The sequence below is a fragment of the Streptomyces sp. NPDC037083 genome, assembly GCF_055606485.1.
Genome location: NZ_JBVJSQ010000009.1, coordinates 112,726 through 124,837, shown reverse-complemented (window position 1 = coordinate 124,837; position 12,112 = coordinate 112,726). Strand labels below are relative to the sequence as shown.

General features: G+C 73.8%; 10 protein-coding genes. 6 read left to right on the top strand and 4 right to left on the bottom strand.

Translation table 11 applies throughout. The features are described from left to right. Nucleotides 1-3 precede the first annotated feature (3 nt). Nucleotides 4-1,614 (bottom strand): apolipoprotein N-acyltransferase, encoded by a 1,611-nt coding sequence (gene lnt, locus ACZ7DE_RS24130; protein ID WP_470764474.1) that lies wholly within the window; start codon nucleotides 1,612-1,614, stop codon nucleotides 4-6. A 475-nt stretch (nucleotides 1,615-2,089) separates the two neighbouring features. Between lnt and ACZ7DE_RS24125 the strand changes: the two genes are divergently transcribed. Beyond that, entirely contained in the window at nucleotides 2,090-3,106 is a 1,017-nt protein-coding gene (locus ACZ7DE_RS24125) for an O-antigen ligase family protein (RefSeq protein WP_470764472.1), read from the top strand. A gap of 24 nt (nucleotides 3,107-3,130) precedes the next feature. On the opposite strand, the gene ACZ7DE_RS24120 is transcribed toward ACZ7DE_RS24125, so the two are convergent. After that, nucleotides 3,131-3,706, bottom strand: a complete 576-nt coding sequence (locus ACZ7DE_RS24120) for a hypothetical protein (RefSeq protein WP_470764470.1) — start codon at nucleotides 3,704-3,706, stop codon at nucleotides 3,131-3,133. 112 nt (nucleotides 3,707-3,818) lie between these two features. Beyond that, nucleotides 3,819-4,604, bottom strand: coding sequence for a glutamate racemase (locus ACZ7DE_RS24115; protein WP_470764468.1), 786 nt, complete (start codon nucleotides 4,602-4,604; stop codon nucleotides 3,819-3,821). Between the two features lie 69 nt (nucleotides 4,605-4,673). On the opposite strand from ACZ7DE_RS24115, the gene ACZ7DE_RS24110 reads away from it, so the two are divergent. Continuing rightward, entirely contained in the window at nucleotides 4,674-5,837 is a 1,164-nt protein-coding gene (locus tag ACZ7DE_RS24110) for a glycosyltransferase (protein WP_470764929.1), read from the top strand. Between the two features lie 22 nt (nucleotides 5,838-5,859). Here the strand turns inward: ACZ7DE_RS24110 and ACZ7DE_RS24105 are convergent, their stop codons facing one another. After that, the gene (locus tag ACZ7DE_RS24105) at nucleotides 5,860-7,170 is read right to left on the bottom strand and encodes a TerD family protein (RefSeq protein WP_470764927.1); all 1,311 of its coding nucleotides are present in this window, start codon (nucleotides 7,168-7,170) and stop codon (nucleotides 5,860-5,862) included. Between the two features lie 298 nt (nucleotides 7,171-7,468). Here ACZ7DE_RS24105 and ACZ7DE_RS24100 point away from each other — a divergent pair, with 298 nt between their 5' ends. The 4 genes from ACZ7DE_RS24100 to ACZ7DE_RS24085 all read left to right on the top strand — a co-directional run bounded on the left by ACZ7DE_RS24100 (nucleotide 7,469) and on the right by ACZ7DE_RS24085 (nucleotide 12,100). Continuing rightward, nucleotides 7,469-7,900 (top strand): DUF6643 family protein, encoded by a 432-nt coding sequence (locus tag ACZ7DE_RS24100; RefSeq protein ID WP_470764466.1) that lies wholly within the window; start codon nucleotides 7,469-7,471, stop codon nucleotides 7,898-7,900. A gap of 40 nt (nucleotides 7,901-7,940) precedes the next feature. Next, nucleotides 7,941-8,765: an MOSC domain-containing protein gene (locus ACZ7DE_RS24095; protein WP_470764464.1), complete on the top strand. Its 825-nt coding sequence runs from the start codon at nucleotides 7,941-7,943 to the stop codon at nucleotides 8,763-8,765. Nucleotides 8,766-8,945: 180 nt separating this feature from the next. Continuing rightward, nucleotides 8,946-9,551, top strand: coding sequence for an Rv1733c family protein (locus tag ACZ7DE_RS24090; RefSeq protein WP_470764462.1), 606 nt, complete (start codon nucleotides 8,946-8,948; stop codon nucleotides 9,549-9,551). A gap of 107 nt (nucleotides 9,552-9,658) precedes the next feature. Next, nucleotides 9,659-12,100, top strand: coding sequence for a right-handed parallel beta-helix repeat-containing protein (locus ACZ7DE_RS24085; protein WP_470764925.1), 2,442 nt, complete (start codon nucleotides 9,659-9,661; stop codon nucleotides 12,098-12,100). The last annotated feature ends 12 nt before the right edge of the window (nucleotides 12,101-12,112 follow it).

Below are 12,112 nucleotides of genomic sequence, written 5' to 3'. Positions count from 1 at the left end.
GGCTCAGCCCGTCGTGCTCCGCCGGCCGCGCACCCCGGCGCCGATCGCCCACCCGAGGCCGCCCATCGCGACGAGCACCAGGAGCATCTCGGGCATGGTTCCGAGCTTCGTCGCCGGCGTCTGCGAGGAGCGCAGGGGCACCTTCTGCACCAGGGAGTCGGCGACGAACATGCCGGTCTTCTGGGTGATCGTCCCGTCCGGCATGATGATCGCGCTGACGCCGCTGGTCACGGGCACCGTGACGGTCCTGCTGTGCTCGACCGCGCGGACCCGGGACATGGCGAGCTGCTGATAGGTCATCTCGCTGCGGTCGAAGGTGGCGTTGTTGCTGGGCACGGAGATCAGCTGGGCGCCGTCGGTGACCTCGGAGCGCACGGCCCAGTCGAACGCGGCCTCGTAGCACGTGACCAGGCCGACCTTGGCGTCGTCCATGTCGAACACGCCCGGCTCGGTGCCCCGGCTGAAGTCCTGCCGGACCATCGACGTCCAGTCGCTGTTGATCGCCCCGATGAGCGAGCGCAGCGGCAGGTACTCGCCGAACGGCTGGACCTGCCGCTTGTCGTAGGTCTGGGTGGGGCCGAGGACCGGGTCCCACAGGATCTGCTCGTTGTAGAGCTTGCCGTCGCGCTCGACGACTCCGCCCACCGAGACGGGCACGCCGATCGACTTGGCCGCCTTGTCGATGACGGCGGCGGCGTCGGCGTAGGCGAAGGGGTCGATGTCCGAGGAGTTCTCGGGCCACAGCACGAAGTCGGGCTTCGGCGTCTCGCCCGCCTTGACCTTTGCGGCCAGCCGCTCCGTCTCGCGCGCGTGGTAGTCGAGCACGGCCCGGCGCTGGGCGTTGAACTCCAGGCCCAGACGGGGAACGTTGCCCTGGATGACGGCGACCGTCGCGGTGCCGTCCTCCGCCTTGTCGCTCACCAGCGTGCGGGCGGCGACGGCCGCGACCACCGGGACGGCCAGGCTGAGCAGGGCCACCGCGGCCGCCGACCGCCGCACCTCGCCCGAGCGGCGCCGTTCCAGGACGAGCCGCACGATGTCGTACAGACCGAACCCGCACAGGACGACCCCGAAGCCCAGGACAGGGGTGCCGCCGAGCGCGGCGAGGGGCAGGAAGACGCCGTCCGCCTGGCCGAAGGCGATCTTGCCCCACGGGAAGCCGCCGAAGGGCGCACGCGCGCGTGCCGCCTCGCCGGCGATCCACAGCGCCGCCGCCCACACCGGCCAGGCCGGGAGCTTCGACACCGCGGCGACGCCCACGCCGACCAGCGCGACGAACACCGCCTCGATGGCCACCAGCGCGAGCCAGGGCCCGGGTCCGACCTCGACGCCGGTCCACACCAGCAGCGGCAGCAGGAAACCGAGGCCGAAGAGGTAGCCGAGGCCGAAGGCCGCCTTCCAGCCGCGTCCGCGCAGCACCCGGCCGAGGACGGCGAAGGCGGGCAGCGCCAGCCACCACAGGGTGCGCGGCGGGAAACTGACATAGAGCAGCACTCCGGAGAGCGCCGCTGCGGCGGCCGGGACGAGACGCAGGAGCCGCGCGCCGCGCGGGGCCCGCGCGGTCTGGGGCTCGAGCTGGTCCGGCTGGCCCACGGATGTTGCGGTGACGGTCACTCCGGGAGTGTACGGCGAGTGACCTTTTGGCCGACAGCGCGGTCTGCGGGGCGGACACCCGCACCGCCCTCACCCCCACGCCCGCCCCCATTCCCGTCCGAACGTGCTCACCCCCACTCCCGACCGAGCCTGCTCGCCCCCACGCCCGCCCTCTTCTCGGTCCGAGCAAGCCCACCCCCAATTCCGTCGACGCTCGCCCTCCTCTCCCCCCGCCCACGCCCACCCGTCCGCCGGGCGTGCGCCGGGCCGCCCTCGGCGGTCGTACAACCGGGCGCAAGTCATCCACAAACCGCCCATCAGCCGTTACGGTGTGCCAGAGCTCCGGTCGCGCGCGAGCGTCCGGGGTCCGTCACGGTTCAGGTCCGTCACGGTCGGGGGGCGACCGGGTTCGGGGGGCGGGGTGGGTTCCACAGCGACGACGTCCGGCGGCACGGACGCGGACGGTGAGAGACGAAACGTTTTGGACGCCGTGGGCGTGGGGGTGCTGGGGGGCTGCGCCGCCTGGTCCCTGATCACCGCCGCGGTGCACGACGGCCGCCCCGAGGGCGTCCTGCTGGCGGTGCTGGCGCTGGCCGCCGGGTACGCGGCGGGGCGGATCCTGGGGGTGCTGCTGCCGTTCGCCGCGCCCTGCGCCGGTGCGCTCGCCGGCCTCGCGCTGACCGTGGCCCTGCCCCGGATCGCCCCGGGGCCCGAGACCGTCGCGCCGCTGGGTCACGTCGGCGCCACCACCGCGGTGCTGACCCTGTCGGCCGGCGCCGCCTGTTGCGCGGCCTGGACGACGCCCGTACCCGCACTGCGGCTCGCGCTGTGGCTGCTCGCCGGGGGCGTCGCGGTCGCCGGAGCCCTCCTGGGCTCGCCCGCGGCAGTGCTGACCTGCTGCGCCGTGCTGCTGTGCGCCCTGGCCGCCGGCCGGATGCGTCGCCGGGGGCCGGCGCTCGCGGCGCTGGCCGGGGTCGCCGCCCTGGCGACGGGCCTGACCTGGGCGGTCGCCGGGAACGCGCTGCCGGGCGGCCTCGCCGACGCGCTCACGGACCGGCTGACGCCGCGTCGGGTCGATCTGTGGCGGGACGCCCTCGGCATGGCCCACCGCGAGAGCGGCCTCGGCGTGGGCCCCGGCCGCTTCGGGGAGCTGAGCGAGACGGCGGCCCGGTCGACGCTGTCCGACGGCAAGCCGCACTCGGCGCCGCTGCAACTGGCGGCCGAGCAGGGTGTCGTCGGCGTGCTGCTGTTCGCCGCGGTCTTCTGCTGGGTGCTGTTCGCCCTGTGGCGGGCGCCGCGCCCCACACCGGTCGTCCTCACCGCGGGCGCCACGCTCACGGCTCTGGCCGCCCTCGCCTCGGTCGGCAACGCCCTGAGCTTCACCCCGGTGTCGGTGGGCGCGGGGCTGCTGGCGGGCCTGGCCACGGCCCGTCCGCTGGCCGAGGCGCCCGCGGCGCCCGAAGCGCCGGCGGAGTTCGACAGGGACGTGCACGGCGACTGTCCGGCCGCCTGAGGGAAGGCGTGACCGGGCCGGACGTCAGTGCGCCGCGCCCGCGGCGCCCGTCCGCAGCCGGTCCCGGATGGCGCGTACGGCCGACTCGGCGTCGTCCACGGTGATCGTGAACGTGTGGCCGTCCCAGAGCCGCAGCACCACGCCCTCGCCCCGCCGCACGACGACCGCGGTGCCCTTCTCCGGCCGCCAGCGATAACCCCAGCCGCCCCAGTGGCGCGGGGTGACATGGGGTTCGAAGTCGGCGCCGGCCACATGGGCCAGCGGGATGCGGCGGCGCGGCACGCCGATGTGACCGCAGCGCACCTCGACGCACTCCCGGTCGAGCTTCAGGTCGACGTGGACGAAGGCCAGGGTGCCGAAGAGGACCAGCAGCCCGGCGGCGATGCAGCCGACGACGGCCATGGCGAGGGGGGCGATGCCGGACGTCCACGCGGAGTCGACGGCGAGCTCGACGCCGAGCCCCATGCAGGCGGCCCCGACGAGCGCGAGCAGCCATTGGAAGCGGTTGGTGGCGCGCCCGGTCCAGACGTCGGGATGCGGGGCGTCGCGGTGCGGGACGTCGGGAAGCGGCGCGCTCTCGTCGTGGGGGTGGTCCCTCATATCCATGAGATTACTCAGGTTTCGCTGCGCCGGTACCTCGTCGCACAGGGTGACTGCCGCGCCCGGACCGCCCGGGCGCCGGCGTCGATCCCCGCCCGGGCGCCGGCGTCGATCACCGGACGGGGCTGACGGCCTGGAGCAGCCGGCCTTCCGGGTAGGCCAGGGCGGGCGCGGGCAGCCCACCCGTGCGGCCGCTGAGGATGACCGTGACGGCGCCGAGGGCCGCCGTCTCGGGCTCGGGACGCGCACCGATCCTGCGCAGCGCCTGCGCGGCCACGGCTCCGGCCGATCCGTGCAGGATCGGCGCCGGACGCCCGGGGCGCCGCACGGCGGCCCGGATGCGGTCGGCGACCAGCTCGTAATGGGTGCAGCCCAGGACGACGGTCGTCACCTCGTCGGGAGTGAGCGCGGCGGCCGCGGCGACGGCCGCGTCGATCGCCGCCTCGTCCGCGTGCTCCACGGCCTCGGCCAGCCCCCAGCAGGGCACCTCGGCGACCGTGACGCCGCCGGCGAAGTCGTCGATCAGACCACGCTGATAGGGGCTGCCGGTGGTGGCGGGCGTGGCCCAGATGGCGACGGGGCCGCCGCCGGCCGCGGCGGGCTTGATCGCGGGGACGGTGCCGATCACCGGGATGGCGGGTTCGAGACGGGCCCGCAGGGCCGGCAGGGCGTGCACGGTCGCCGTGTTGCAGCCGACGATGAGGGCCTCGGGCCGGTGCGCCGCGGCGGCCTCGGCGACGGCCACGGCCCGCTCGGTGAGGTCCTGCGGGGTGCGCGGTCCCCAGGGCATGCCGTCGGGGTCGAGGGAGAGCACGAGATCGGCGTCGGGCCGCAGGCGCCGTACCGCGGCGGTGGCCGCCAGCAGACCGATTCCGGAGTCCATGAGCGCGATCTTCACCCGGCCACCATAGACGATGTGCTCCTACGGCCAGGGCGGGTGGGGCAGACTGCGCGCGTGAGCGCCCTCGTGTGGATCGCCGTCATGTCCCTGGCCGCCTGGCTGTGGCTGTTGCTCTGTCAGGGCTTCTTCTGGCGCACCGACGTCCGGCTGCCCGCCCGGACGGCGCCGCGGGAGTGGCCCTCCGTCTGCGTCGTCGTCCCCGCCCGCGACGAGGCCGCCGTGCTGACCGCGAGCCTGCCCTCGCTGCTCGCGCAGGAGTATCCGGGGCGAGCGGAGGTCTTCCTCGTCGACGACGGCAGCAGCGACGGCACGGGGGAGCTGGCGCGGGCGCTCGCCGGGCGGCACGGCGGACTCCCCCTGACGGTGGACTCGCCCGGCGAACCGCCGGCGGGCTGGACCGGGAAGCTGTGGGCGGTGCGTCACGGGATCGCTCTGGCACGCGCGCGTGAGCCGGAGTACCTCCTCCTCACGGACGCCGACATCGCGCACGCGCCCGACAGCCTGCGGGAGCTGGTGGCGGCGGCGCGCACCGGCGAGTTCGACGTCGTCTCCCAGATGGCGCGGCTGCGGGTGGAGAGCCGGTGGGAGCGACTGGTGGTACCGGCGTTCGTCTACTTCTTCGCGCAGCTCTACCCCTTCCGCCGGATCGGACGGCGCGGTGCGCGGACGGCCGCGGCCGCGGGCGGCTGTGTCCTGCTGCGCACCGAGACGGCAGAGCGGGCGCGGATCCCGGACGCCATCCGGCACGCGGTCATCGACGACGTGGCGCTGGCGCGGGCCGTGAAGGGCGGCGGCGGGCACATCTGGCTGGGGCTGGCCGACCGGGTGGACAGCGTGCGCCCGTACCCGAGCCTGCACGACCTGTGGCGGATGGTCTCGCGCAGCGCCTACGCACAGCTGCGGCACAACCCGCTTCTGCTGCTCGGCACGGTGCTCGGCCTCGCCCTGGTGTACCTGGTCCCGCCGCTCGCCCTTCTCGCCGGGCCGACGGTCGGCAGCGCGCCGACCGCGGCGTGCGGCGGCCTGGCGTGGCTGGTCATGACGGGAACGTACGTCCCGATGCTGCGTCACTACCGCCTGTCGCCGTGGCGCGCCCCCCTGCTTCCGTTCACCGCGTTCCTCTATCTGCTGATGACGGTCGACTCCGCGGTCCAGCACTACCGGGGGCGCGGTGCGGCCTGGAAGGGCCGCACCTACGCTCGTCCGGAGGCCGTCGCCGACGAGGGCTGAGGCCTGCGGGCCCCGCCGGGCGCTATTTGCGGCCGGGCGTCCAGTTCATGCCCCACCCGTAGGCGTGGTCGACGGTCCGCTGCGGACTCACCCCGCGCTCGGGCACGAGGTAGCGGGCCTCGCGCTGGACGACGAGGTCGCCGCCGTGGTTGGTGATCAACGCGAGCGCGCAGACGGTCGACGGCACCGTGCACTCGTCCAGGGAGAAGTCGATCGGCGCGCCGTACTGGGGTTGCAGCGTGACCGTGGCATGCAGGTCGGCGAAGGAGCGGGCGCCTTCGTAGACGGTCACGAAGACCAGGATGCGCCGGAAGTCGTTCTTGTGGTCGAGGTTGACGGTGAGGTTCTCGCCGCTGGACACGGCGCCCGTGCGGTCGTCGCCGTCGAGGTGGATGTACGGCGGCTGGTGCAGGGCGCCGAAGGCGTTGCCGAGGGCCTGGACGACGCCCTTGCGGCCGTCGGCGAGCTCGAACAGGGCGCACAGGTCGAGGTCGAGGTCGTTGTGCAGGGCGACCGCCCGCCCGCGCTTGCTGCCCCATCCCGAGAACTGCTTGCGCACCTCCCAGTTGAGGTTCACGCGCAGCGCGCCGGAGGTGCCGCCCTGCTTGGTCAGGGACACCGACGGGGCCGCCTTGGTGAGCGTCACCTTGGTCAGCCGGACCGGCTCCGCGGGCGGGGCGGGCGGCGGAGGCGGGGCCTGGTGGACGGGCGGCGGGACCGTGACAGGGAACGCGGGCACGGTCGGCGGCGGCGGAGGCGGCGCGGTCCACGACGTCCGGGAAGGGGTGGGCGCGGCAGGGGCGGCGGCTTGCTGGGGCTCGTCGACGGTGATGCCGAAGTCCGTGGCCAGCCCCTCGAGGCCGCTGTCGTAGCCCTGTCCGACGGCCCGGAACTTCCAGGCGCCCTGGCGGCGATAGAACTCGCCCAGCACGAAGGCCGTTTCCACCGTGGCGCCGGTGCTGTCGAACCGTGCCACGACGGTGCCCTGCGCGGCGTCCCGTACCTCGATGTAGAGGTCCGGGACCTGGCCGAACGAGCCGCCGTCCGCCGAGGCGGCCACGACGACGGTCTCGATCGCGGGCTCCACGCGCGCGAGGTCGACGAGAAGGCTGTCGGTCACCCGGCCGCCGGCGTCGCGCTTGCCCTCGTGGCGGACGGCGCCGGAGGAGTGGGCGGGCTGGTTGTAAAAGACGAAGTCCGAGTCCGAACGGACCTTTCCGCCCACGAGCAGCAGTGCCGACGCGTCCGTGTCCGGAACGCCCGGTCCCGGGCGCCAGCCCAGTTCGACCCGCAGCGCCGTGGTCGGCACCGGAGCATTGGATCCCTTCGCCATTGACATGTACGCCCCCATCGTCAGTCAGTGCGCCCAGGCAGCGCCCCGGCACCCCTCGCGTTGTCTACCCGGTCAACCTATTGCGCGGGGCGGCGAACGCCCATCAGGAGGACGGAACAGCCCTGGCCAACCGCGGGTAACCCACTCGTAACCCGGGCTTTTACACGATTGACCGCACTTTCGCCGTCCTTTTTTCCCACGTTCGCTCGCATTGGCGGTGCGAGGCCACCGGAGACACGGAAAACAACCCTCTTATCGGTCTCCCCAACCAGCACATCGTGGGCTTAACTTATGTGCCATGACCTCCCCCCGCTCCACCTATGGCGGCGGCTACTACTCCGCCTCCTTCCCGGACACCCCGATCTACGACTCGCTCGTCGCCGAGCGGGGCACCCCGCAGATCGCCCCGATCCGGGTGCCCGCCGCGTACGACATGGGCGCAGGCCATCTGCCCGCGCTGCCCTCGGCACTGCCCGCTCTCCCGGCGGGCCCCTCCCAGACCGCCTACGGCTACCCGCAGGCGCAGCATCCGGCTCCGCTGCAGCAGGCCCCGGCGGCGTACATCCCGCAGCAGGCCGGCCCGCCGCGCGGCTATCCGGGTCCGCAGGCGCAGCAGCAGATGCGCCCCGCGGCCCCGGCCGGCTACGAGGCGATGCGTCCCGCCGCGCCCCGGCCTGCCGCGCCGCAGTACCAGGACCCGTACAACAACCAGCAGTACCGCGGCTACTGAGCCGCCCGGGGCCGTCGCCGCCGCCTGGCAGGATGGCCCCATGGGGAATGCGGAACTGCAGTCGATACACGTTCATCCGGTCAAGGCGTTCCGGGGCCAGTCGCCCCGGGAAGCCGTAGTGGAGCCCTGGGGGCTGGCCGGAGACCGACGGTGGGCGCTGATCGACGACGGGGGCAAGGTCGTCACACAACGCCAGCAGCCGCGCCTCGCACTGGCCGCCGCCGAGCCTCTGCCCGGCGGCGGCGTTCGTCTGTCCGCGCCCGGTCTTGAGCCGTTGACCGTGCCGGTGCCCGACCCCGTCGACACCGTGTCGATGGAGATCTTCCGCGACAAGGTGGAGGCGGTTCCCGCCGGCGCCGCCGCGCACGCGTGGTGCAGCGCCCACGTGGGCGCCGACGTGCGGCTGGTGCACCTCGACGATCCGGCGACCCGCAGGCCCGTCGACCCGGAGTACGCGCTGCCCGGCGAGACCGTCTCCTTCGCCGACGGGTATCCGCTGCTGGTCACCTCGGCCTCCTCGCTCGACGCCCTCAACTCCCTGATCGCCCGGGGCGAGCACGCCGGCGAGGGACCGCTGCCGATGAACCGGTTCCGGCCGAACCTGGTCGTCGCCGGCACCGGCCCGTGGGCCGAGGACGACTGGTCCCGCCTGGTCGTGGGCGAGGTCGAGTTCCGGGTGGCCAAGCCCTGCGGACGGTGTGTCGTGACCACCACCGACCAGGACGGCGCAGGCCGCGGCAAGGAACCCCTGTACACCCTGGGCCGGCACCGGCGACTCGACGGCCGGCTGATCTTCGGACAGAACCTGGTCCCCCTCTCCGGCGGCACGATCAGGGTCGGCGACCCGGTGCGCGCCCTCGCCTGATCCCGCCCCCGGCGGGGGACGGGCGCTTCGCGGGAACCGCCGCCCGGCCGCGGAGCGTTGGGACTGCGGGAGACGTTCGTGGGGGTCCCGAGCCCGGGTGATTTCGCTCTCTCTTTCACCGGGCTCGCGCGGGAACGGCTCCGAGGGGAGTTATCACGGAGCGGGAAGGGGGTGCGGACGGTGCGAGCGATCGGTGGAATCTGGCGCTGGCGACACAACCCGCTGCGTCGGGGGACGGATCTGGTCGAGGCGTGGGTGGCGCTGTCGGCCATGCTGCTGATTCTTCTCGTGGCGCCCGTGGTGGGCTCCCTCGTCGGCGGGGCGGCCCAGGGCGTCCTGCAGCAGGCGGTCCGCGAGCAGCGCGCGACCCGCCACGAGGTCACGGCCACCGTGGTGCGGAAGGCGGACGGCTCGTCGCTGGAGGTGGACCCCGAGACGGCCACCGGCCGGGAGGCACGCACCAGGGTCGTCGCGAAGTGGACCGCGCCGGACGGCACCGCGCGACACGGCACGGTTCTGGCGGGCCTCAAGTCCCCGCACAGCGGCGACCGCTTCGGGATGTGGACGGACGCGCACGGCCGGCTGGTGGCCCGCCCGCTGGACTCCGCGACGGCGACCACGCACGCCGTGCTGGCCGGCTTCGGCGCGGCCCTGCTCACCGCGGGCGTCGTCGAGGGCGCCCGCCGGGTGATCGTCTGGCGCATGGTCCGCCGCCGGTATGCGCGTTGGGACCGTGCGTGGGAGCGGGTGGGTCCGGATTGGGGCCGTACCGGCACAGGTAGCTGACACCCTTGCGTCTGTGGTCATCCCACGAGCCCCGCGCACGCTACGGTGGTCCGGCCGAACCATTCGGCATCAACCCGCGTATGACGAGGTGGGGGCACATCAACGCCATGGCACAGGGCACGGTCCAGGTGACGCACACCGGCACGTCGCGGTGGCGGCGCCGCACGGGTGAGTACGCATCGCTCGCCGCCGCCCTGGAGGCCGCGGCCGAGGGTGACGTTCTCACCATCGCTCCCGGCACCTACCGGGAGAACCTCGTCGTGCAGCGGTCGGTGACCCTGCGCGGCCCCGAGGGCTCTCCCGGTTCCGTGCGTCTGGCCCCGGTGGACGGGGTGCCGCTGACCGTGCGCGCCTCGGCGGTGGTGCAGGACCTGCACGTGGAGGGCCAGGACGCGGCCGCCCCGGCGGTGCTCGTCGAGGAGGGCGCCCCGGAACTGCTGGACCTGCGGATCGTCACGCGGTCCTCGGCGGGCGTCGAGGTGCGCGGCAGCGCCCGCCCGACGGTACGGCGCTGCACCGTCGACAACCCGGCGGGCATCGGCATCGCCGTGGTCGACGGCGGCGGCGGCGTCTTCGAGGAGTGCGAGGTCGTGGCGGCCGGTCAGGCCGGCGTCGCGGTGCGCGGGGGCGCGCATCCCCGGCTGGAGCGCTGCCGGGTGCACCACACCTCAGGCGCGGGGCTGAGCGCGACCGGCGACAACTCGGCACTGGAAGCGGTGGGTTGCGAGGTCTACGAGGTCAGGGGCAGCGGCGTCCAGGTCACCGGCCGGGCCACCGCGCACCTCACCGACTGCGATGTGCACCGCACCACCGCCGACGGCGTCACGCTCGACACGGACGCCGTGCTCACCCTGGCCGACTGCCGTATCCACGACATTCCGGAGAACGCGGTCGACCTGCGCTCGCGCTCGGTGCTGACGCTGACCCGCACGACGGTGCGTCAGTTCGGGCGCAACGGACTGTCGGTGTGGGATCCGGGCACGCGCGTGGACGCCAACCAGTGCGAGATCTTCGACAGCACCGGCGACTATCCGGCCGTCTGGGTGAGCGACGGCGCCACCGCGGTGCTGGAGTCCTGCCGGGTGCACGACGTGCCGGACGCCCTGTTCGTCCTCGACCGCGGCTCACGCGCGGACGTCGTCGACAGCGATCTGTTCCAGGTGCGCAACACGGCCGTGTCGGTGAGCGACGGGGCGACGGCCCAGCTCGACGACTGCCGGATCCGGGACGCGGCGACCGGCGCGTGGTTCCGTGACCACGGCAGCGGCGGCACCCTCGGCAACTGCACCATGGACGGCACCCAGACCGGCGTGATCGTCACCAAGGGCGCCGATCCCACCGTGGAGCGCTGCACGGTCGACTCCCCCACCGAGGCCGGGTTCTACGTCTCGGCCGGCGGCCGGGGCAGCTTTCTGAACTGCCGGGTGACCAACAGCAGCGGCTACGGCTTCCACGTGATAGACGGCAGTCGTACGACGCTGCGCAAGTGCCGTACGGAGCGCTGCGCGCGCGGCGGCTACGAGTTCGCGGACGCCGGGGCGGACGCCTCGGCCGGTTCGGGGCCCGTGGTCGAGGACTGCACGAGCGACGAGAGCAGCGGCGTGCGCACGCCGGGCCTCTCGGCGCCCGAGACGGTCGTGCAGACGACCGCCCATGCACCGGGACAGCCGGCCGGGCTCCCCGAGCAGCGCGTCACCGCGCCGGAGTCGCAGCAGGCCGCCGGGCCGCCGGCCTCGGTGCGGTCCTCCGGCGACGTGCTCGGCGAACTGGACACCCTGGTGGGCCTGGACAGCGTCAAGCGTGAGGTGCGGGCCCTCATCGACATGATCGAGGTGGGCCGGCGCCGTCAGCAGGCGGGGCTCAAGGCGGCGTCCGTCAAGCGCCACCTGGTCTTCACCGGCTCCCCCGGCACCGGCAAGACGACGGTCGCCCGCCTCTACGGCGAGATCCTCGCCGCTCTCGACGTCCTGGAGAAGGGGCACCTGGTCGAGGTGTCCCGCGTCGACCTGGTCGGCGAGCACATCGGCTCCACGGCGATCCGCACCCAGGAGGCGTTCCAACGGGCGCACGGCGGTGTCCTGTTCATCGACGAGGCGTACGCGCTGTCCCCGGAGGACGCCGGCCGGGACTTCGGCAAGGAAGCCATCGACACGCTCGTGAAGCTGATGGAGGACCACCGGGACGCCGTCGTCGTGATCGTCGCGGGCTACACGGCGGAGATGGAACGGTTCCTGTCGGTCAACCCCGGCGTGGCGTCCCGTTTCTCACGGACGATCACCTTCGGCGACTACGGTCCGGACGAGCTGCTGCGGATCGTGGAACAGCAGGCCGAGGAGCACGAGTACCGGCTCGGCCCGGGCGCCGCGCAGGCCCTGCTGAAGTACTTCACGGAGCTTCCCAAGGGCCCCGCCTTCGGCAACGGGCGTACCGCGCGCCAGACGTTCGAGGCGATGGTCGAGCGGCACGCGAGCCGGGTCGCGCAGGTCGAGGAGCCGAGCAAGGACGACCTGACGCTGCTGTTCGAGGAGGACCTGCCCCAGCTGCCCTGACCCGGACCGTGC

Excerpts from the sequence above, each read along its gene's own strand:
- ACZ7DE_RS24095 (WP_470764464.1), top strand. The coding sequence starts at position 7,941 with ATGGGGAATGCGGAACTGCAGTCGATACACGTTCATCCGGTCAAGGCG.
- ACZ7DE_RS24085 (WP_470764925.1), top strand. The coding sequence starts at position 9,659 with ATGGCACAGGGCACGGTCCAGGTGACGCACACCGGCACGTCGCGGTGG.
- ACZ7DE_RS24120 (WP_470764470.1), bottom strand. The coding sequence starts at position 3,706 with ATGAGGGACCACCCCCACGACGAGAGCGCGCCGCTTCCCGACGTCCCG.
- ACZ7DE_RS24105 (WP_470764927.1), bottom strand. The coding sequence starts at position 7,170 with ATGGCGAAGGGATCCAATGCTCCGGTGCCGACCACGGCGCTGCGGGTC.
- ACZ7DE_RS24100 (WP_470764466.1), top strand. The coding sequence starts at position 7,469 with ATGACCTCCCCCCGCTCCACCTATGGCGGCGGCTACTACTCCGCCTCC.